At 61.3% G+C, this 20,325-nt stretch carries 18 protein-coding genes and 1 tRNA gene; 12 read left to right on the forward strand and 7 right to left on the reverse strand.

All coding sequences use genetic code 11. The features are described 5' to 3' along the window. Nucleotides 1-27: 27 nt before the first annotated feature. Nucleotides 28-588: a DoxX family membrane protein gene (locus HMPREF1531_RS09615; protein WP_016669759.1), complete on the reverse strand. Its 561-nt coding sequence runs from the start codon at nt 586-588 to the stop codon at nt 28-30. A gap of 191 nt (nt 589-779) precedes the next feature. Between HMPREF1531_RS09615 and HMPREF1531_RS09620 the strand changes: the two genes are divergently transcribed. Both HMPREF1531_RS09620 and HMPREF1531_RS09625 read left to right on the forward strand, forming a co-directional pair. Next, complete coding sequence (locus HMPREF1531_RS09620; RefSeq protein WP_016669760.1) at nt 780-1,403, forward strand: sigma-70 family RNA polymerase sigma factor; 624 nt, start codon at nt 780-782, stop codon at nt 1,401-1,403. Further along, nucleotides 1,396-1,656 (forward strand): zf-HC2 domain-containing protein, encoded by a 261-nt coding sequence (locus HMPREF1531_RS09625; protein WP_016669761.1) that lies wholly within the window; start codon nt 1,396-1,398, stop codon nt 1,654-1,656. The genes HMPREF1531_RS09620 and HMPREF1531_RS09625 overlap by 8 nt, the downstream gene beginning before the upstream one ends. 72 nt (nt 1,657-1,728) lie before the next feature. On the opposite strand, the gene HMPREF1531_RS14450 is transcribed toward HMPREF1531_RS09625, so the two are convergent. After that, nucleotides 1,729-1,803, reverse strand: coding sequence for a 50S ribosomal protein bL37 (locus HMPREF1531_RS14450; RefSeq protein WP_442852415.1), 75 nt, complete (start codon nt 1,801-1,803; stop codon nt 1,729-1,731). A 157-nt stretch (nt 1,804-1,960) separates the two neighbouring features. On the opposite strand from HMPREF1531_RS14450, the gene HMPREF1531_RS09630 reads away from it, so the two are divergent. Further along, nucleotides 1,961-3,424, forward strand: coding sequence for a sensor histidine kinase (locus HMPREF1531_RS09630; protein WP_036898974.1), 1,464 nt, complete (start codon nt 1,961-1,963; stop codon nt 3,422-3,424). 90 nt (nt 3,425-3,514) lie between these two features. Here the strand turns inward: HMPREF1531_RS09630 and HMPREF1531_RS13365 are convergent, their stop codons facing one another. The 5 genes from HMPREF1531_RS13365 to HMPREF1531_RS09655 all read right to left on the reverse strand — a co-directional run bounded on the left by HMPREF1531_RS13365 (nt 3,515) and on the right by HMPREF1531_RS09655 (nt 10,502). Next, nucleotides 3,515-3,766, reverse strand: a complete 252-nt coding sequence (locus tag HMPREF1531_RS13365; protein ID WP_016669763.1) for a WhiB family transcriptional regulator — start codon at nt 3,764-3,766, stop codon at nt 3,515-3,517. A gap of 153 nt (nt 3,767-3,919) precedes the next feature. Next, nucleotides 3,920-7,663, reverse strand: a complete 3,744-nt coding sequence (locus HMPREF1531_RS09640) for a multifunctional oxoglutarate decarboxylase/oxoglutarate dehydrogenase thiamine pyrophosphate-binding subunit/dihydrolipoyllysine-residue succinyltransferase subunit (protein WP_016669764.1) — start codon at nt 7,661-7,663, stop codon at nt 3,920-3,922. A gap of 83 nt (nt 7,664-7,746) precedes the next feature. Next, nucleotides 7,747-9,078, reverse strand: coding sequence for a glycosyltransferase 87 family protein (locus HMPREF1531_RS09645; protein ID WP_016669765.1), 1,332 nt, complete (start codon nt 9,076-9,078; stop codon nt 7,747-7,749). Next, entirely contained in the window at nt 9,078-10,394 is a 1,317-nt protein-coding gene (locus HMPREF1531_RS09650; protein ID WP_016669766.1) for a glycosyltransferase family 87 protein, read from the reverse strand. Before HMPREF1531_RS09650 ends, HMPREF1531_RS09645 begins: the two co-directional genes overlap by 1 nt. Nucleotides 10,395-10,430: 36 nt before the next feature. Beyond that, a tRNA-Arg gene (locus tag HMPREF1531_RS09655) sits at nt 10,431-10,502 on the reverse strand. A gap of 108 nt (nt 10,503-10,610) precedes the next feature. Between HMPREF1531_RS09655 and lysA the strand changes: the two genes are divergently transcribed. The 9 genes from lysA to HMPREF1531_RS09700 all read left to right on the forward strand — a co-directional run bounded on the left by lysA (nt 10,611) and on the right by HMPREF1531_RS09700 (nt 20,278). Continuing rightward, complete coding sequence (gene lysA, locus HMPREF1531_RS09660; RefSeq protein ID WP_084669325.1) at nt 10,611-12,014, forward strand: diaminopimelate decarboxylase; 1,404 nt, start codon at nt 10,611-10,613, stop codon at nt 12,012-12,014. A 1-nt stretch (nt 12,015) separates the two neighbouring features. Next, entirely contained in the window at nt 12,016-13,314 is a 1,299-nt protein-coding gene (locus HMPREF1531_RS09665) for a homoserine dehydrogenase (protein ID WP_016669767.1), read from the forward strand. Continuing rightward, nucleotides 13,311-13,934, forward strand: a complete 624-nt coding sequence (thrH, locus tag HMPREF1531_RS09670; RefSeq protein WP_016669768.1) for a bifunctional phosphoserine phosphatase/homoserine phosphotransferase ThrH — start codon at nt 13,311-13,313, stop codon at nt 13,932-13,934. The genes HMPREF1531_RS09665 and thrH overlap by 4 nt, the downstream gene beginning before the upstream one ends. Nucleotides 13,935-14,214: 280 nt before the next feature. Further along, the gene (gene rho, locus HMPREF1531_RS09675) at nt 14,215-15,978 is read left to right on the forward strand and encodes a transcription termination factor Rho (RefSeq protein ID WP_016669769.1); all 1,764 of its coding nucleotides are present in this window, start codon (nt 14,215-14,217) and stop codon (nt 15,976-15,978) included. A gap of 116 nt (nt 15,979-16,094) precedes the next feature. Further along, the gene (gene rpmE / locus HMPREF1531_RS09680; RefSeq protein ID WP_016669770.1) at nt 16,095-16,310 is read left to right on the forward strand and encodes a 50S ribosomal protein L31; all 216 of its coding nucleotides are present in this window, start codon (nt 16,095-16,097) and stop codon (nt 16,308-16,310) included. 75 nt (nt 16,311-16,385) lie between these two features. Then, nucleotides 16,386-17,459 carry a peptide chain release factor 1 gene (prfA, locus tag HMPREF1531_RS09685; protein WP_016669771.1) on the forward strand — a complete coding sequence of 358 codons (1,074 nt, stop codon included), beginning with the start codon at nt 16,386-16,388 and terminating at the stop codon, nt 17,457-17,459. After that, nucleotides 17,456-18,319: a peptide chain release factor N(5)-glutamine methyltransferase gene (gene prmC / locus HMPREF1531_RS09690; RefSeq protein WP_016669772.1), complete on the forward strand. Its 864-nt coding sequence runs from the start codon at nt 17,456-17,458 to the stop codon at nt 18,317-18,319. The genes prfA and prmC overlap by 4 nt, the downstream gene beginning before the upstream one ends. Continuing rightward, complete coding sequence (locus HMPREF1531_RS09695; protein ID WP_016669773.1) at nt 18,316-19,152, forward strand: L-threonylcarbamoyladenylate synthase; 837 nt, start codon at nt 18,316-18,318, stop codon at nt 19,150-19,152. Before prmC ends, HMPREF1531_RS09695 begins: the two co-directional genes overlap by 4 nt. 4 nt (nt 19,153-19,156) lie before the next feature. Then, entirely contained in the window at nt 19,157-20,278 is a 1,122-nt protein-coding gene (locus HMPREF1531_RS09700) for an MraY family glycosyltransferase (protein ID WP_036897696.1), read from the forward strand. The last annotated feature ends 47 nt before the right edge of the window (nt 20,279-20,325 follow it).

Genomic DNA, 20,325 nt, shown 5'->3' on the forward strand with positions numbered 1-20,325 from the left:
TGTGCGCTCGTGGCGCGTGCCAAGTGTTCAGCGGTCCAGCTCCTTCGCCATCTTCTTGGCAACCTTTCGTGCCTTGCGGGCGCCGACTTCACCGAGTTTCCCGGCTTTGGCGGAGAACTTCCGTGAAATGCGATGGGCCGAGCGGGAAGTCTGGGTGGCCTGAGAACCGATGGACTTACGGGACTGGGCCGCTCGCCATGCCAATGAGGGCTTGCCAGCAGTGTCTTGGGTGGCTACCACGGCACCGCCCAGCAGGCCGAGGTCGGTCAGCAGGCCGTGACTAGAACCGAGTTTCGGCAATGTGGCCAGCACTAGTAACCAAGCGCCAGCACGGCGACCGAAACCACTGGCATAGGTGATCCCGCCCAGCATCTGCAGCCCGCCGAATAGACGGGTCCAAGTGCGGGGCTCGACTGGCAGGGAACCGGCTACCGGGTCAGGCAAGACCGAACTGATGAATGGGACAACGCGATCCACGGCGGCGGAGATCTGCTCCTCGTCATGCTCGGGCCTGGTGATCATCTGGTAACCGTCGACCACGTACGGGGCGGAGAACAGGGCGCGTCCAGCGAAGCGAATCAATGACATGTTCCATTCCTACCCTGTCAAGCCCCCACATCGAAGCCAATTCCGCAAAATAGATGGTGTTTGATCCCCGGGAATAGCAGGGCCACCTTCGTCGTTGTTCCGGCATGAGCGTCACGAGCCCCACCATCCAGGCATCGCCGGATGCTCCACCCTCACCCGGCGGTTGCCATCGGCTGCGCGAGGATCCGCTAATGTGGAAGCTGATGAGTACTCCACCTTCAGACGTGCGTGACACGGAGACGCAAGAAAAGCGAACCGAACGCTTCGAACGCGACGCGATGGAATACCTCGATCAACTCTACGCGGCAGCTTTGCGCATGACCCGCAACCCGGCAGATGCCGAGGATGTGGTTCAGGAAACCTATGCCAAGGCGTTCTCTTCATTTGCCCAGTTCACCCCCGGAACGAATCTGCGGGCTTGGCTGTACCGGATACTTACTAACACCTACATCAACTCCTACCGCAAGGCGAAACGCCAACCACAGTCCAGCGGCGACGCTCAGGTGGAAGATTGGCAGTTGGCCAGGGCCGCATCACATGACTCGGTAGGGCTGCGTTCAGCGGAGCTCGAAGCCCTCGAAGCAGTGCCCGATGCGATCGTCACCGAGGCCTTGGACTCGTTATCCCCGGATTTCCGTCAGACGGTGCTGCTCAGCGACGTGGAGGGGTTCTCCTACAAGGAGATTGCCGAGATTATGGGAACCCCGATCGGCACAGTGATGTCACGGCTCAACCGTGGTCGCGCCCAGCTGCGGGCGAAACTTGCCGACTATGCGGCCGAACGTGGAATCGGGGTGAATCGCGATAATGACTAAGGACGATCCTTGTGCCGAGGCGATGAACCAGGTGCACGCTTTCCTACATGGTGAGTTGAGCGAAGAAGCCGCTGACGAGATCCGCGAACACCTGATTGCCTGTGAGCACTGCGTGGACAGCTACGACGTGGAGGCCTGCATCGATACGCTGCTGAAGCGCTGCGCCCAAGTGGAGATCAGCGCACCGGTTTCGCTACGTGTCCGCATCACCCAGATGGTGGTGCGCGGTTCCGGTCCGGCGAACAGCTTCTGACAGCGACGAAGGTCCCGGCGAATATCGCGCGGGACCTTCGGTTTGTCCCGGATCATGCCGGGATACCTGATCTCAGGCGTTGGGGCGCTTGCCGTGGTTCGCAGCCTTCCTGCGGCGGGCGCGGCGCTTGCGTCCGGTCTTTCCCATCTTCGTCCTCCTGATCCAGCACGTGGACCTCACGTGCCACACACGTGGTCTCACGCGCAGCACGAACATCATGCCAAACCATGTCGACTCGCCAAAACCGGAATGCCACCATTCGGCGAGAACGGTCGGATGGCTCGGGTGCTCTATTGTGTGGGTCGTGATCAGCTTGTCCCAAGTTCTCGAGGAGCACACCGCCCTTGATGCCTCGGACCGGCAATGGCTCGAAGCACTGACCGGCGAGTGGCAGTTGCTGGCCGACACATCCTTCTCTGACTTGGTGTTGTGGCTGCCCGACTGCGCCGACGAGAACGTTTTCTGGGCGGGTGCCCAGATTCGTCCCCTCACCGGGCCCACTGCCCTGGCCGACGATGTCGTCGGGGATGACGTCTCCTACGATCCTGAGGCCTTGGTCACTTGTGCTTTCTTGTCGAGGGAGATCTCTGCCACCTCGGACCACCGACTGATGGCAGGCATTCCTGTCGATGTCATGGCGGTGCCCGTCGTGCGTCACGGCAAGGTCATCGCGGTGGTCGAGCGACACACTAACCAGATGGGGCTGCGCGCCCCCGGCGCCTTGGAAGACACTTATTTGGCGGTCGCTGATGTCCTGACGAGCATGCTGCATCGCGGAATGTTTCCTCTCGATCCGCCCTCCGATCCAGTGTCCAGTCCTAGGGTCGGCGACGGGATGATGTGGGTGGCCCCGGACGGAATGATCACCTTTGCATCGCCGAATGTCATCTCTGCCCTGCGTGGATTGGAACTCAGCGGCGACATCCAGGGCGAGAAGATCACTTCGCTGGCTCCCGAACTCGTGGACGAATTCACCCGTACGGTGGAGGCCGGAAATGAGGGTCGCAGCTTTAAACCAGTCGAGGTGACTGTCGAGGGTCCCCAAGCGGCTGTCCGGATGAGGGTGATTTCCTTGGACAGCGACGGGGTTTTCGTGGCTGCTCTCGTCTTGGTGCGTGATGTCACCACGGTTAGGGAGAGGGAACGGCAGCTGGTGAACAAGGATGCCACCATCGCGGAGATTCATCACCGGGTGAAGAACAATCTGCAAACCGTCGCGGCGCTGCTGCGTCTACAGTCCCGGCGATTGACCAACCCCGAGGGCAAGGAAGCACTTGCCGACGCGATGCGCCGGGTGCAGTCGATCGCGGCGGTGCATGAGATTCTCTCCCGGGGATTCGACGAGGATGTCGATTTCGATGCCATCGCCGATCGCATCTTGGTGATGGTCGGTGATGTTGCAGCATCCAGCGGCAGGGTGAGCGCCATCCGGGAGGGCAGCTTCGGTATGGTGCCGGGGGAATGGGCCACCTCCCTGTCGCTGGTTATGACCGAATTAACCCAGAATGCCATCGAACACGGACTAGCGATGGGCGGTGGATCGGTGATAGTCCACGTTGAGCGACATGCCGACGGAGAACTACTCATGCAGATCATTGATGATGGAGCCGGGTTGCCCGAGGGGTTCGATCCCACCAAAACAAGCTCACTGGGATTGTCCATCGTCACAACCCTGATTTCCGATCTGGGTGGCAGTTTCGCGTTGACCAACGGTGCCGGACACGGAGCCGTCGCCACTGTCAGAGTGGGTATGCCGTTTCATCTGTGAGTTGTGAGCATCCGGGGCAGGTAATTTAGCCAGGGAAGCGAGGATAGACCACTGGCGCACCATGCTCCCATGGTGCGCCAGTGATGCTGTTCAGTTTGCTCGGGCCCTTGCTCGGGAGTTGCGTCGTTTCAGAGCCCGACGCTCGTCCTCGGACAGGCCGCCCCATACCCCGTGGTCCTGTCCTGCTTCCAGTGCCCATTTGAGGCAACTCTCGCGGACGTCGCAACGACGGCACACGAGTTTTGCCTCTTCAACCTGGGCAAGTGCTGGGCCCGTGTTACCGATCGGGAAGAAGAGTTCAGGATCTTCTGTGAGGCACGCTGCTCGATGGCGCCAGTCCATGCTCGCGGCTCCTTCATCTTTTCGGTTGCACGGCTGTATAACTGTGCCACTTGGAAGCCGGAAGTGGAAGAGTTAGTTGAGCAAAATGCAACTAAGTCAACCCTAACATGCGCTCCGCTGGTAAAGCCCACCGGGTCTTGAGACGATTCCCGGTCAGGCCCCTGCGAAGGCGTTGTCCATCAACTTAAGGTGCTCTGCCTTGTGAGTGGTGGAAAGACCGGTCGACGGTGCGGCCAGCGCCGGTCGGGTGTGGAAGCTGATGTGGATATCCTCACCGAGAAGTGGCATCAATCTGTGGATGAAGAACTCTGCCGGGCCCTGGTTGGCAGGCTCATCCTGGACCCATCGGATGTCGTCGACCTGGGGGTAAGCGGCCAGTACTTCGACGAGTTCCTCCACTGGCAGGGGAAACAGTCGTTCCAATGTGATGATTGCCACCCGGGAATCCATTTCCCGGCGGGCGCGTTCGGTCTTGAGATCCCAGGCAACCTTCCCGGAACACAGCACGATGCGCCTCACCTTCGAACGGTCGGCGATGCTTGGATCATCCAAAACCGGTTCCCAGGTGCCGGTCGTGAAATCCTGGGGTGTTGAGACGGCAGCCTTGTTGCGCAGCATCGACTTGGGGGTTGCGATGATCAACGGACGGTGCTGGTTGATCTGGACGTGCCGACGCAGTAGGTGGAAATAGGAAGCTGGGGTGGAAGGCTGGCAGACGGCCATGTTGTCGCCGGTGCACAGTTGCAGGAATCGCTCTAGGCGTGCCGAGGAATGGTCTGGACCGGCTCCCTCGTAGCCGTGGGGCAGCAACAGTACGACCCCCGACTTCTGGGTCCACTTCGTGAACCCGGAGGAGACAAATTCATCGGTGATGATCTGGGCACCGTTCACGAAATCCCCGTACTGGGCCTCCCAACAAACCAAGGCATCGGGAGCAGCCACCGAATAGCCGTACTCGAACCCCAGGGCGGCATATTCCGACAGCAAGGAATCGAAGATGTCGAAAGGGGCCTGGTTGGCGGTGAGGTGCTTGAGGGGAACCCATGCCTCGTTCGTCGCCTGGTCGACGATGGCCCCGAAACGCTGGGAGAAGGTACCGCGACGGGCATCCTGACCCACCAGGCGTACCCGGTGGCCTTCCATGAGTAGCGAGCCGAAGGCTAGCAATTCTGCGGTGGCCCAGTCGATCGGCCCGGTGGAGATCTGGACGGCCCGACGATTCAGCTGGGTGATTACCTTGGGATGGGCCGTGAATCCCTCGGGAAGGATCTGGTGCACTTCAGCGATGCGTTGCATCGTTGCCTCGTTGATTGAGGTTGCGGGGAGCAGCTTTGCTTTCGCCGGATAGACCGGAACTCTGCGGTATTCGACGGGCTCTTTCGGTACGAGCGGGTCACGTACATTGGAGAAGACCTCCTCCAAGCGGTCTCTGAACCGGTTTACCGAGGCTTCAGCGTCGGCCATAGAGATATCGCCACGACCGATGAGTTGCTCGGTGTAGAGCTTGCGTACCGAACGCTTCTTTTCTACCAAGTGGTACATCAGCGGCTGAGTTAGGCTGGGGTCGTCGCCCTCATTGTGGCCGTGGCGCCGGTAACACAGCATGTCGATCACGACATCTTTGCCGAAGGTTTCCCGGAAATCGAAGGCCAGCCCAGCGGCCTCCGCGCATGCATCCGGGTCGTCGCCGTTGACGTGGATCACCGGCGCTTGCACAGATTTTGCGACATCGGTGGCGTAGACTGAGGAGCGGGCGTCGCCTGGTGAGGTGGTGAAACCGATTTGATTGTTCACCACGATGTGGATCGTCCCACCGTTGCGGTAGGGCCGCAACTGGGACATCTGGAAGGTTTCGTAGACCACGCCCTGCCCGGCAAAGGATGCGTCGCCGTGCATGAGCACCGGCAGTACTGAACCGCTGCCGTCAAGAGTGGCTTGGTCGTTTTTGGCCCTGGCGATGCCTTCCAACACCGGGTCAACAGTCTCCAGATGGGAGGGATTCGCAGCCACCGAGGTGCGCACCGTATTGCCCGATGCGGCCGTGTAGTGGCCATCTGCCCCCAAATGGTATTTGACGTCGCCGGAGACCTGGTCGGTGGAGGCTCGATTGTCGAATTCGCGGAACACTTGGGAATACAGCTTGCCGACGATGCTGGTCAGCACGTTCAATCTGCCGCGGTGGGGCATACCGATGGCCACCTCGCCCAAGTGTGCATCGGCCGCAGCCTCGCAGATTGCAGCCAGCACCACGATCGCAGATTCGGCCCCCTCCAGGGAGAACCTGGTCTGGCCCACGTATTTGGTCTGCAGGAAGGTCTCGAAGACCTCAGCCTCGTTGAGCTGGTCGAGGATGCGCAGGTGCCCTTCACGGGAACGTGACCGGTGTGGTGATTCCAGGCGATCTTGGATCCATCGACGCTGGGCGATGTCGTGGATGTGCATGTACTCGATACCCATGGTGTGGCAGTAGGCGTTGCGTAATTGGTCGATGACCCCGCGCAACGACACCCGGGCATTGTCCACCGCGCCAAATCTCCCGACGGGGAGGGTACGGTCCAGATCCCACAGGGTCAGGCCGTGGAATTCGAGCTCTAGATCGGGGTGGGTGCGCATCCTGAATTCCAGGGGATCAGTGTCGGCCTGCAGATGGCCCAAGGTGCGGAAAGCAGAGATGAGCCCAGCCACCCGTGCCGACTTGTCCAGCTGGTTCGAGTCGTTCACCGGGATATCGACTGCCCATTTCACCGGCGGATAGGGGATGCGCAGATCCTGGAAGATCTCCTCATAGAAATTATCGGCCCCCAGCAGCAGCGAATGCATGCGGCGCAGGAACTCGCCGGACTGGGCGCCTTGGATGACCCGGTGGTCATAGGTGGAGGTGAGGGTGGTGACCTTGGAAACAGCCATCGCATCGGCGTCGTGCAGGGAGGTTCCAGCGAACTCGGCGGTGTAGTCGATCGAGCCGACCCCCAAGATCATCGCCTGGCCCGGCATGAGCCGCGGTACGGAGGCATTGGTGCCGATGCCGCCTGGATTGGTGATCGACACCGTGGTGCCGGTGAAATTGTCCATCGTCAACTCGCCCTTGCGGGCCTTGCGCACCAAGGTTTCGTAGGCGGCGTAGAATCTAGCGAAGTTATACTGCTCGGCACTTTTGATGTTCGGCACTAGAAGTTGGCGTTTTCCCCCGCGTTCCACGTCGATGGCAATGCCCAGGTTGATGTTCGAGTGCTGCACGGCGCTGGGCTTGCCTTCGGCCACCTCGTAGGTGGTGTTCATCGCCATCTGGTCCTTGATTGCCTGCACCATCGCATAGGCGATGATGTGGGTGAAGGAGACCTTGCCACCCCAAGAACGACGTAGGAAGTTGTTCATTGAGGCGCGGTTCTCGATGACCAGCTTCATCGGCACGGTGCGCAGCGAGGTGGCCGTCGGCATCATCAAGGATGCATCCATGTTGAGGGCGGTGGCTTTTGCCGGGCCCTTCAGCACGGTGCGGATTGGCTCGTCGCGGCTTACCACGGGTTCGGCGAAGGGATTGGGAACATCGGGGCCCAGTGGCGAGATGGCGCCCGGGATCGACGGCGACTCGGTGCGAACCTCGCTGGGCTCCACGGTGGCCACCGGGGTATTGCCGGGGAGCGGGGTAGTGCTCACGGGATGCCCCTTGAGCGGTTGTGCTGTTTCGGGGGAGGTGACTGTGGCTGGGACGCGCACCCTGGGGGTGAGATGGCGTTCCGGCTCATTGGCAAAATATTCGCGCCAAGTGGGAGAAACCGATGAAGGATCGGCGAGATAGTGCTCCCGCAGCTCCTCAATGATCCAGTCGTTGGTTCCGAATCCATCGTTCGACATGTTCGCTGCGGTGGACCGCTTCGCCTCCTTGCGACATCGCATCTGGTGCAGTGCCCATGACCGGGAATCACTGCTGGACGGGAGATACTGCCCCGATACTAATCAGGAGCACCGGTGTTCGCAGGTCACGCAGCGCAGTCGTTCTGGTTTCCTTCTGCAACAATCGGGCCCGTCCCTGTGGGTGGGGGAGACTCGAGGGCACCTAGTCGCCAACCTGCGACGACCGCCCGCCAACCGACGAGCAGGGTTAGCACTACGACGGCTCCGTTGCGCACCGCCAGCAGCAGGGTTTCATCGGGACCAGCCACCTCACTGATCAATCCGGAGTAGTTGAGCGGGAAGACCTCGTGGGTCGCGAATGCGCAGACTAGCCCCAGCCCGGCTAGCACCAGTGACCATCGGCGGTCACCACCGGACAGCGGCAGGCAGACCAGGATCGCCAGCGGACCGGCGAGCCAGATCATGTACTGGGGAGAGAATGTCTTGTTGGCCACAATCATGGCGCAGATGATCGCCGCGGTTGCCAGCACGATTGCATGTCGACGGGCCGCGAGGACAGCCGGTGAATCGCTGCGTTGGGTGGTCCGGTTGCGGATTCCGAAGCCATTGAAGGCGATCAGCCAGCACAGCAGGATGGTGAAACATATGGCGATCACCATGAGCACGTCTCCGACCTGCTGCCAGGTGTCCGTCCCGGGTCCGTAGATCTCCCAGGCGTTGTACTGGGACAACTCAGTGCGATACATCCCGGGGGTGCCGAAGGCATGTTTTAGCATCACGACGGTGGCCGGGATCGACTCGATCTGCAGCCCCCGGTCCGACTGCCAGGTCAGCGGGGACAGCGAACGGTCGATGCCGAACCATAGCAGCGAGATGAGGCCAAGCAATCCGCCCATGACCAGGAAACCCAGCCCGCGTCGCCGGGCCATCGTTCCCCTGCCGAGCATGGGGGCGATGAGCAGAGCGGGCCACAGCTTCAGGGCAGCCCCCACTGCCACGGCAGCTCCGGCAAGGCGAGGGCTGCGATGCACCCAGCCTAGGGCCAGCACTACTGCCACGGCGGGCAGCAGATCAATGCGAAACCAGACCAGGGAACCGATAGCGGCGATGAATGCCGTCCAGTAGGCGGCCGCCCAGTGATGCACCCGCAACCACAACCACACGGTGGTCCATGCGTCTAAAGATGCCATGACAAGGACAAAGACCAGAACGAAGGATCCTTCGTCGGCGGCCAGCAGGTTGCGGATCGCCTCCAGCATTGCGGGAATCGGTGTGGGGTATTCAACCAAGGCGCCTGCCAACCCCTTGGATGTGAGTTGGTGGTAGTAGTAGCGCACATCGTGGTCGATGAAGCTCTCCCGGGTGGCCCACAGAGTCGCCATCAGCACTCTTGTGATGAGCCAGGCTGCGACGGCGGCGAGCACCCGCAAAACGCCGACGTTCGGCCTGGAATCCATCAACCCTCTCCTGTTCGGTCAGGTGCGCGCAGGAACCCGAGAACCGTGTCGGCGACCAGCACGGTCATCGCACAGATCAGCATGTTGCGGATCGCCAGGACAATGGTGACCACTGGTCGCCATGTTCCGGAGATCGGGCTGTCGCGCACCAGTGGATCGTAGCCGATAGGGAAGACCATCGTCGTGGCGAGACTCGCAGCCAGCACCATCAATAGGATCATCCATATCCGGGAGCGACGATGCAGGTAACCGGGGGAGTCTCGGTTCTCGAGACCGAGTAGGGCGATGGCAGCGGCCGTGGGGCCACCGAGCCAGATCATGTACTGGGGGGAGAATGTTTTGTTGGTGACAATCATCATGAGCACCACAGCGATCACCAGGATTGCCGCTTGGAAACCGGTCTGCTGATCGCCACGCAGCCACCACAAGTAGCCGATCAGCAGCCCGATCAACCCGGCGGGCATGGCCACGCTGGCGATAACCGACCAGTTCACCACGTGGGGCCCAAAGATCTCGAAGGCCTGGTAGCGCGACACGGCGACGGTGTAATCGCCGCCGCCGAAGGCACGCAGCAACATCGGTACCGTTGCCCAGACCGATTCCACTTGAAGACCACGCCCCGACTGCCAGGTGAGCGGGGAGATCAATCGGTCCCAACCGGCCCAGACAAAGCTCGCCACCCCCAGCACACCGCCACTGAACCAGAAGGCCAGGGTGGGCGCTGCCCGCCTACCCCGGGTTCCGCACAGCGCTGGCCACAGCAGGGCAGGCCACAGTTTAATCGCGGCGCCTAACCCGGCCAATCCGCCGGCGGTGCGGGGTCGGTTGGCAGCCAGCCACAGCAATGACCAACCCGTCAGTACCGAGGTGACGATGTCGAACCGCAGGTAGACAGTTGGGCCGATGGCAGTGATGAAGACGGTCCAGAACCAGGCCGCCTGGGAGCCGAGCCTGCCCCCAGTGAGCCACAACCGACGGTAGAGGGCGGCGTCACAGGCGAGCATGGCTAGCACGAACCACACGACATAGCCGACCTGGGTTCCTAGGCCCAAGTACCAGCACATATCCAGCAGCCACAGCACCGGAGTGGGATATTCCGGCATCGTCTGGGCTGGGCCGCGCTCATGCATGGCGGTGATGTGCTCGTAGTAATAGACGACGTCTCCTTGGGATTCGGGGGTGAACAGTGCCCAGATGAACAACAGCAGGACTCTGGTGCATACCCACACCAAGGACATGGTGCGTGCAGAGGCGAGATCCCAGGAGCGGAACAATCGCATGGCCCGCTCCATCAACTGCTGTCTGTTGACGGACATCGGCACCCCTGACGGTGGAGGGTGATGGTGTTGGGGCGCCCCCGAGAGGATTCGAACCTCTGCTCCCGCCTCCGGAGGGCGGTGCTCTATCCCCTGAGCTACGGGGGCCCGACCTGCTCGTACAGGTCGTCGAACAGGGTAGCACCGCCGCTGCTGTGCGCCCAACCCGCGTCCCAGCAGCCCAGAGAACTGTGTCCGGTCTGTCACACTTGGAGCGTGACCCACATGCATGTTGCCGGCGCGATCCATGCCGATGTTTCCACCCCATCTCCGCAGTGGCTGCATCGCCCAGTGGACCCGAATGCACTCGACCCAGCTCTGTGGTCGTGCTGCGTTGCACGTGGCGATGATGGTGCGCTGCGGGTGGGCGGCCTGTCAGTCGCTGAGCTGCTGGCCGACTATGGATCGCCGCTGTACCTAATCGACGAACGAGATTTCCGGAACCGGGCCGCAGGGTTTCGTGATGCCTTCGACCCTTGGCATGTCTACTACGCGGGCAAGGCTTTTCTCACCAGGATGGTTGCCCGGTGGGTGGACCAGGAAGGACTGTTCTTAGACGTGTGTTCAGGTGGGGAACTCGCCACTGCACTGTCGGTGGGTTTTCATCCGGAACGCATTGGCATGCACGGGAACAACAAATCTACCGAAGAATTGGCCATGGCCCTAGAGGCCGGGGTAGCACGGATCATCGTCGACTCGATGGATGAGATAGCCCGGATCGAGCAACTGTGCCACGATCACGGCTGGAAGGCCTCGGTGCTGATCCGGGTCACCCCGGGTGTGGAAGCGCACACCCACGAGTACATAGCAACCGCCCACGAGGACCAGAAATTCGGTTTCTCAATCACTAACGGGGCAGCAATGGTGGCTATGGTCCGCTGTCATGTCGCATCGGATATCGAATTGCTTGGCATTCACTCCCACATCGGCTCCCAGATCTTCGACACCGGCGGTTTCGAGGTCGCCGCTCGACGCACCATGAAGCTGTTGCGCCAATTTAAGGAGGCTACCGGCACGGAGTTGCCCGAACTCGATCTCGGTGGTGGCTTCGGAATCGCTTACACCTCCAATGACTCACCAGCCACCCCGGATACCCTGTCGAGGAATCTGCGCGAGATCGTCGAGATTGAGGCCCGTGGTCATGCGATGAAGGTTCCGCAGATCTCCATTGAGCCTGGTCGGGCTATTGTGGGACCTTCGGGAATGGCGCTCTACACCGTCGGAACGGTGAAGACCGTCGACTTGGAGGGTGGAGCTCAACGGGTTTACGTCTCGGTGGACGGGGGCATGTCCGACAACATCCGTCCTGCCTTGTACGCTGCAGAATACTCGGCAGTCCTGGCTTCACGCACCTCGCAGGAAGACACCGTTTTGAGCCGTATCGTCGGCAAGCACTGCGAGGGTGGTGACATTCTCGTGCATGATGTCTTCCTGCCGTCGGACATCGCCCCAGGGGATCTGATCGCGGTCCCGGCGTCCGGCGCCTATTCTCGTGCAATGGCCTCCAACTACAACCACACCCCACGTCCCCCAGTACTGTCTGTGGCGGATGGGGCGGTCTCGGTGTTGCTGCGCCGTGAAACCTTTGATGATCTGATGGCCTTGGACATGGGGGAGTGAGATGAACGAGAAGAACGTGCTGCGGGTTGGACTTCTGGGTGCCGGAACGGTGGGTGCTCAGGTGGCGCGATTGATCCTCACCCAGGGAGATGAATTGGAGGCCAGGATCGGGCGTCGGCTTGAACTTATCGGTGTGGCGGTGCGCGACAAGAATAGACAGCGTCCGGGCATCCCAGCCGAGTTGATCACCACCGATGCCGAGGCTCTGCTCGCTAGTGGCGATCTTGACATCGTCATTGAGTTGATGGGGGGCATCGAACCGGCCCGCACCCTGATCATGTCCGCGATCTCCCATGGCGCATCGGTGGTCACTGCCAATAAGGCCTTGCTGGCCGCAGAGGGGCCGATGATTTTCAAGGCGGCTGCCCGCGCCGGGGTGGATGTCTACTACGAGGCTGCGGTTGCCGGTGCGATCCCGATCGTTCGCCCGCTACGAGAATCGCTGGTTGGCGACGAGATCCGCTCGGTGATGGGCATCGTCAACGGAACGACGAATTTCATCCTGGACAAGATGGCCACCGAGGGCATGGACTACGGCTCTGCGCTACGACAGGCCCAGGAGTTGGGCTATGCGGAGGTCGACCCGACGGCTGATGTCGAGGGACTGGATGCCGCGGCCAAAGCCACCCTGCTCGCATCGCTGGCTTTTCACACTAGGGTCTCTTCCAGTGTGCCGACCGAGGGGATCACGGCCATCGATACCGACATCATCAAGGCTGCCGCCAGCATGGGTTGTGTGGTGAAGTTGCTGGCGGTGGCAGTCATGCTATCCGATGGGAGGATATCGGTGCGGGTACACCCTGCGATGGTGGCCAATGACCACCCTTTGGCCAGCGTAAACGGTGCCTACAACGCGATCTTCGTCGAGGCAGCTAGTGCCGGGCGCCTGATGTTCATGGGGCCGGGAGCTGGGGGTGCTCCCACGGCTTCGGCCGTCGTTGGTGACCTGGTCACCATCGGGCGCAACCGTACCAGAGGGGTGGCCGGTGCCGCCCAGTCGATGTACCGGGAGTTGGAGGTCGCACCGATCACCGCGGCACGCACTCGTTATTACCTGCGCATTGATGTCGTCGACCGGCCCGGAACTCTGGCCCAGATCGCCTCGGTGCTAGCCGCGCACAATGTGTCCATCCGGATCGTCCAGCAATCACCGGATGCGATCGCCGACGGGGAGGCCAACCAGATTCATCTGATGACTCACGAGGCACTCGAATCGGATGTGCTGGACTGTGTCTCAGAACTCAAAACCTCGCCTGCGGTTCACGGTGAGGTGCGCTTCATCCGAGTGGAGGGAATGTGACAACAATCGCCTGTCTCGATCTTGAGGGCGTTCTCGTCCCCGAGATCTGGATTGCTTTCGCCGAACGCACTGGCATCCCGGAACTGCGGTTGACCACCCGGGATATCAGTGACTACGACGAGTTGATGACCCACCGGCTGCGGATCCTCGAGGAGCATGGACTTCGCTTGCCCGATATTCAGGAGGTAATCGCAGGCCTCGAACCCCTGCCCGGTGCAGCCAGTTTCATCGCGTGGCTGCGTGAGCGGTTCCAGGTGGTGATCCTGTCGGACACCTTCTACCAGTTTGCCGAACCCCTGATGGTACAGCTCGGACGCCCCACGTTGTTTTGTCATCGCTTAGAGGTGGCTAGCGACGGCCGCATCACTGACTACAAGCTGCGGATGGCTGATCAGAAGCGTCAGGCGATCCGGGCTTTCCATCAGCTGAACTTCCGGTGCATCGCATCCGGGGACTCCTACAACGACACCAACATGTTGTCCCAGGCCGATGCCGGAATCCTGTTCTGCCCACCGGACAATGTTGTCGCCGAGTTCCCGCAATTCCCGGTTGCCACCGATTACGACCAGATGCGTGAGCTGTTTACCGAGGCTGCGGAACGCTTGGTTGCACGGGGCTGAACCGATGTTGTCCGAAGTAGACCACGAGTGCTGCTAATCTTGGGGAAAGTGCTGCTAGTCTTGGGGTACTCTGGCGAGGTTGGTTGGTGCACGCGGTGCCCGACCGAGTGTTGACTCGCACTCAGAACCCCGGCGGTGACCGCATCGGCGGTGCTGTTGGGATGCCGCCCGGCCACGATCCTGCGTGCGCCGACGACAAAACAGATCTTCCCGGTTCCACGCTTGGTGGACCGAACCGGGTACAACCGCGGCAATCGCGGACCACCATGAAAGGACTCCAGTGAGCGAGACTGCAAGCAACTCGGCGCTGTCCACGAAGCTCCTGCCGGAGCTGAAGCAGATTGCCGTGGGGCTGGGTATCAAAGGTGCGCGCACCATGCGCAAGGCCGACCTGATCTCCGCTATCCAGGCCTCGAACTCGGCTGCCCAGAGCAATCAGGGGCGCCCCAGGCATGCCGCAGAATCGACTGCACCAGATCCGACGGCGCCGGAGACTTCCGATATTGAGCCGGCCCAGGCCCCCTTAGTCACCGGGCAAAGTGTCGAATCATTGCCCCAGCGGGGTGATCGTCCGGTTCGCAGTCGCAACCGTCGCAACCGTGATCAGCATCGGGAAACACCAACCGCAGCTACCGAGCCCGCGGTCGATACCGATGAAGTTATCGGCGCGCGGATGGCTGCACTGCAAGCCGACCCTCAGTTGCAGCAACGATTGCGAGAACGTGAGGAGGCCCGCGAACAGCGTCATGATGCAGGCAAGGCGCAGGTTAGTGAGGTCACTGCCGAACATCGCGAAGAACAGGCCTCCCAGCCGAGCAGCCGACGGCGTAACCGTCGCAATCGGGACCGTGCCAATCGTCGTAACCGTGGAAACAATGGCGACTCCGGGGTCGACGAGTCTGTGCGCGAGGATGACGTGCTCGTGCAGGTCAGCGGCATCCTCGACGTGATGGACAACTACGCCTTCGTGCGTACTTCCGGTTACCTTCCGGGGCCCAATGACGCCTATGTCTCTTTGTCCATGGTGCGTCGCAATGGGTTGCGCAAGGGCGACATCGTCACCGGTGCGTTGCGTCAGCCGCGTGAGGGCGACCGTAAGGAGAAATACAATCCGTTGGTGCGCCTGGACACCGTCAACGGCGCCGAACCGGATAAAGCTCGCAACCGTCCGGAATTTGCCAAGCTCACTCCGCTGTACCCGCAGGAGCGGCTGCGGATGGAGACCATCCAGAACAACATGACCGGGCGGATCATGGATCTGGTGTCGCCTATCGGCAAGGGTCAACGTGGGCTTATCGTCTCCCCGCCCAAGGCAGGCAAGACGATGGTCATGCAGGCCATCGCGAATTCGATCACCCAGAACAACCCTGAGGTACACCTCATGGTCGTCCTAGTCGACGAACGTCCCGAGGAGGTGACCGACTTCCAGCGCACCACCACTGCCGAGGTAATCGCATCCACTTTTGACCGCCCGGCCACTGATCACACGACGATCGCCGAACTCGCCATTGAACGAGCCAAGCGGCTGGTGGAGATGGGCCGTGACGTTGTTATTTTGCTCGACGGCATCACTCGCTTGGGACGCGCCTACAACCTCGCAGCACCGGCCTCTGGGCGTATCTTGTCTGGTGGCGTGGATTCTGCAGCCCTGTATCCGCCGAAGAAATTCTTTGGCGCGGCCCGCAATATCGAGAATGGCGGATCGTTGACCATCCTAGCTACCGCCTTGGTGGAGACCGGATCCAAAATGGATGAGGTCATTTTCGAGGAGTTTAAGGGAACCGGCAATATGGAGTTGAAGCTGTCGCGTCAACTGGCTGACAAGCGCATCTTCCCGGCGATTGATGTCGACGCATCCGGCACCCGTCGCGAGGAGTTGCTGATGGGGCGCACTGAACTTGACATCATCTGGAAACTGCGCCGGGTGCTGTCGGGTCTGGAGGATCAGGCCGCAGTGGAGATGCTGTTGTCACGGATGCGTAAGACCACCAATAATTCGGAGTTCTTGGTGCTCATCTCGCGAACCACTCCTGGCAACGACTGAACCGCTTGTGGCTTGGCTATTTGCCCCAGCCGCATCCATCAACTACCATCGCGGAGTTGCCGGTTCACGCCACATGGATCCGCAGGCGACCCGGTGAAACTGACAAGGAGATCCAAATGAAGCAGTCCACGCATCCCGAGTACGACTCGGTCAAGGTCGTGTGTACCTGTGGGAATCAGTTCGAGACCCGCAGCACGCTGACCGGCGGGGTGATGAGTGTCGACGTCTGTTCGGCGTGCCACCCCTTCTACACCGGCAAGCAGAAGATCCTCGACACCGGCGGCCGGGTCGCCCGTTTCGAGCGTCGCTACGGCAAAAAGACTGGCAAGTAGCTCTTCGGATGAGGCGTCGGTCACGGTGATCCGTGCCCGGCGCCTTGTCGTCTTGTGCCGAGATGAGGGGTCGAGATGTTCGAGAATGCGGCAGAGTTGAGGGCCGAGTATGCAGACCTCGGGCTGCGGATGGCCGATCCCGGGGTGCTCACCGCTGGCTCCCGCTCCCGGAGCGTCGGGCGTCGCTATGCGCGGCTCGGGCAGATCGTAAAGGCTCTCGATGATCATGACCGCTTATTCGCGGACCGCCAGGCAGCAGCGGAGTTGGCACAGGAGGATCCTTCCTTCGCTGCCGAAGTCGACGATCTCGATAAGCAACTCGGTTTTGCCCGGGCGAAGGTGACTGCGCTGCTGGCCCCCTCGGACCCCAACGACGACAACGACGCGATTATCGAGATCAAGTCCGGCGAGGGAGGAGAGGAATCGGCCCTGTTTGCCGCTGATCTGCTGGGGATGTACCAGCATTACGTGGAATCGCGTGGCTGGAAAATGCATGTGCTGGACTCGGAAGTCACTGATCTGGGCGGGGTGAAAACCGTCACTTTCTCTGTGCATGCAGGAAACGCCGAGCCAGGCCAAGCCCCCTACGGGGTGCTGAAATTCGAAGGCGGGGTGCATCGTGTGCAGCGTGTCCCAGTCACAGAATCTCAAGGTCGCATCCACACCTCGGCGGCAGGCGTCCTGGTAATGCCCGATGTCGAGGCCGACGAGGTGGATATCGACGAGGGCGATCTGCGCATTGACGTTTTCCGGTCCTCTGGCAAAGGAGGTCAGGGAGTCAACACCACAGACTCGGCTGTGCGGATAACCCACGTGCCCACTGGCACCGTGGTGACGTGCCAGGATGAACGTTCCCAGTTGCAAAACAAAGAACAGGCAATGCGTATCCTGCGGGCCCGGCTCGTTGCGGCTGCGGCCGAACAGGCCGCAGCCGAGGCATCGGCCGCCCGGAAATCCCAAGTGCGCACCGTGGATCGTTCCCAGCGGGTCAGAACCTACAATTTCCCAGAGAACCGGATCACCGACCACCGGATCGGTTTCAAGGCTCACAATCTCGACCAGGTGCTAGATGGGGAACTTGGTCCGGTGATCGCCGCCCTCCAAGAGGCTGATCTTGCCGAACGGCTTGCTATGGGGAATGACCAGTGAGGTGGTCCCGGCTGCAGGCGATTGCCGTTGAGTCATTGCAGCGTTCCGGAATTGCGGCGCCGTCAGCGGATGCTCGCTGGCTTGCCCAGCATCTGCTGGGGGTCGACCAAATCGGCCTGCTCACCGCAGCCGATCCCTCGCCCGAGCAGATCGAGGCCTACGCCGCTCTGGTAGCCCGGCGTGCAGCCCACGAACCGCTGCAGCACATCGTGGGATGGGCGCCCTTCCGGGGACTGCGGATCGCGGTGGGGCCGGGAGTTTTCGTGCCACGTCCGGAGACCGAATCGGTGGCCCAGACCGCCATTGAGATACTGCGGGAAATGACTCCGCAACACCCGGATGGGTTGCGATGGGTGGAATTGTGCGCCGGAACCGGCGCGATCACTGCCTCGGTGCTCTTGGAAGTTCCCCGAGTCCGGGGATGGGCCGTGGAAAAGCATGAGGCCGCTTGTGCTTGGACCCGGCGCAATCTGGCAGGCACGGGAGCTGTCGTTGTGTGCCAGGACATGGCCGATGCGCTAGGGGATTTGGATGGGAGCGTTGATGTGGTGGTAGCCAATCCGCCCTACATTCCCTGGTGTGATCTCGAACATCTGCCCGAGGAGGTTGTCGCGTATGATCCGCACACCGCCTTGTTTGCCGATGACGACGGATGTGCGGACATCGCTATGGTTATCGCTACCGCAGCACGGTTACTTCGCGCCGGAGGGGCAGTCGTCATTGAGCACGGCGATGACCAGCAGCAAAGGGTGCTCAGGATGCTCGGAGCCGCCGACTTTGAGGAACCGGCCGGACACCGGGATCTGGCAGGACGGCCTCGGCACGTCAGCGCACGTCGCGTGCCAGTATTGGGGGGATGAGCGTGGCAGCAGAACACCGGTGGCGTCGCTATGATTTGGCGACCCAGTACGAAGATGGCCTGGAAGCCGCAGTACAAGCCATCACAGCGGGGGAACTCGTCGTGCTGCCCACCGACACGGTCTACGGGATCGGTGCCAATGCCAACGATCCGCGAGCCATCCAGGCCCTGTTGGACGCGAAACACCGGGGCAAAGATATGCCGCCGCCGGTGTTGATTGCTGAACCCGCCATGCTGCGAGCACTGGTCAGCGAGGTTACCCCCAAGGTGCTGCGGACCATTGAAGCGCACTGGCCCGGGGCACTGACCCTCATAATGAAGGCCCAGCCCGATCTGCGGATGGATCTGGGGCAGGCCAACGGCACCATCGCGGTCCGGGTCCCGGCCCAGGAACAGACCCGGGCACTGCTGAGGCGCACCGGTGCGCTGGCGGTGTCCTCGGCGAATATCTCCGGTCAGCCACCAGCCACAACGGTCGATGATGCGATCATCCAGTTGGGTGATTCGGTCACCGTCTACCTTGATGCGGGCCCAGCCCCTGGACCGGTTGCTTCAACAATCGTCGACTTGGCTACCACGAGAATCGGTCGCATCGTGCGTGCCGGGGTGATCTCCCACCAAGACCTGCGCATTCACCTGCCCGGTTTGGTGGATGCTCCTGTTCCGGGCCACGAAGCCCCCGCATCCGGTGACGGTTCCGCCGTAGGCGCCGGGAACGCCGACGACGAGGACATACCTTCAGCCCCGCAGGAAACCGAGGCCTCGTCGCCGAATGTCACTGCAACGGGCGGGGATGCAGAGGGCGGAAAATTTCCGAACACCCCCGGGGCGTGAATCGATGAGGGAGTATTTCCTGGTCATGCTGGTTGCCGCGACGGCGACCCACTTGCTGTGTGGGGTGATGCGCCGGGTGGCGATCCGTTACGGGGTACAGGCCTTGATCCGGGAACGCGATGTGCACACCAGACCGACGCCCTATCTAGGTGGGGTGGCCATGTTCTTCGGGGTTGCCTGTGCCTTCTTACTCGCATCGAATATGCCTTTCCTTGGCCGTCATGACGTGGTCACCAAGGATTCCGGGGGAGTACTGCTGGCCGCTGGGGTGATTTGCGTGGTCGGTGTGCTAGACGACGTGCTGGATCTGTCGGCCATCGCAAAGATCGCTGGACAGGTGCTGGCCGCGGGGATTGCCGTCATCAACGGGGTCCGGATGTACTGGGTATCCCTGCCAGAGCGCACCATTGCTCTAGACCAGGCCACCTCGATCCTCATCACTGTCTTTTTTATCTTTGTGTGCGTGAATGCCATCAACTTGGTCGATGGGCTGGACGGCTTGGCTGCGGGGGTGGTCGCCGTGGGGGCGTCGGCGATGTTCATCTACACCTATGTCTTGGCCCGGGAGGAGAACTTGGTCGTCGCGACCACTGCATCGCTGGTGTCGGCGACCACCGTGGGAGTGTGTCTCGGTTTCCTGCCGCACAACTTCCACCGGGCCCGGATGTTTATGGGCGATGCCGGGTCGATGGTGCTGGGGCTGCTGCTCGCCTGTTCATCATTGTCGTTCACCGGTCAGATGGATTCCACGGTCATCAACGCCGCCCGAGCCGGGTTGATGCCTGCTTGGCTACCGCTCATCCTGCCTTTCGCGATCATGGCGGTACCACTGTTCGACCTGGTCTCTTCCTATGTGCGACGTACATGGAACGGCAAGTGGTGGTTCGTTCCCGACAAACAGCACCTGCACCACAGGCTGGTGCGTCTCGGGCACTCCATGATTACCGCGGTGCTCATCATGTACCTATGGACGGCAGTCTTTGCCTACGGGACGATCGCCTTGGCATTGGCTCCGTTGCAGGTCGCGCTTGTTGGCATCCTGACGGGCGTTGTTGCAGCAACTCTGGTAACCCTGTGGCCTGCTCGCCGACGAGCCCGGAAGGTCGATTCGGATGCTTTCGCCTGATGGCCTAGTATCCCTCGTGGCTGCATTGACCGGGTGGAGAACGAGGA

The sequence above is a fragment of the Propionibacterium sp. oral taxon 192 str. F0372 genome, assembly GCF_000413315.1.
Taxonomy (GTDB): domain Bacteria; phylum Actinomycetota; class Actinomycetes; order Propionibacteriales; family Propionibacteriaceae; genus Brooklawnia.

Excerpts from the sequence above, each read along its gene's own strand:
- HMPREF1531_RS09695 (WP_016669773.1), top strand. The coding sequence starts at position 18,316 with ATGAGCGTGGCAGCAGAACACCGGTGGCGTCGCTATGATTTGGCGACC.
- HMPREF1531_RS09625 (WP_016669761.1), top strand. The coding sequence starts at position 1,396 with ATGACTAAGGACGATCCTTGTGCCGAGGCGATGAACCAGGTGCACGCT.
- HMPREF1531_RS09700 (WP_036897696.1), top strand. The coding sequence starts at position 19,157 with ATGAGGGAGTATTTCCTGGTCATGCTGGTTGCCGCGACGGCGACCCAC.
- HMPREF1531_RS09620 (WP_016669760.1), top strand. The coding sequence starts at position 780 with ATGTGGAAGCTGATGAGTACTCCACCTTCAGACGTGCGTGACACGGAG.
- HMPREF1531_RS13365 (WP_016669763.1), bottom strand. The coding sequence starts at position 3,766 with ATGGACTGGCGCCATCGAGCAGCGTGCCTCACAGAAGATCCTGAACTC.
- HMPREF1531_RS09665 (WP_016669767.1), top strand. The coding sequence starts at position 12,016 with ATGAACGAGAAGAACGTGCTGCGGGTTGGACTTCTGGGTGCCGGAACG.
- HMPREF1531_RS09640 (WP_016669764.1), bottom strand. The coding sequence starts at position 7,663 with ATGCGATGTCGCAAGGAGGCGAAGCGGTCCACCGCAGCGAACATGTCG.
- prfA (WP_016669771.1), top strand. The coding sequence starts at position 16,386 with ATGTTCGAGAATGCGGCAGAGTTGAGGGCCGAGTATGCAGACCTCGGG.
- HMPREF1531_RS09650 (WP_016669766.1), bottom strand. The coding sequence starts at position 10,394 with ATGTCCGTCAACAGACAGCAGTTGATGGAGCGGGCCATGCGATTGTTC.
- HMPREF1531_RS09615 (WP_016669759.1), bottom strand. The coding sequence starts at position 588 with ATGTCATTGATTCGCTTCGCTGGACGCGCCCTGTTCTCCGCCCCGTAC.
- rpmE (WP_016669770.1), top strand. The coding sequence starts at position 16,095 with ATGAAGCAGTCCACGCATCCCGAGTACGACTCGGTCAAGGTCGTGTGT.
- HMPREF1531_RS09645 (WP_016669765.1), bottom strand. The coding sequence starts at position 9,078 with ATGGATTCCAGGCCGAACGTCGGCGTTTTGCGGGTGCTCGCCGCCGTC.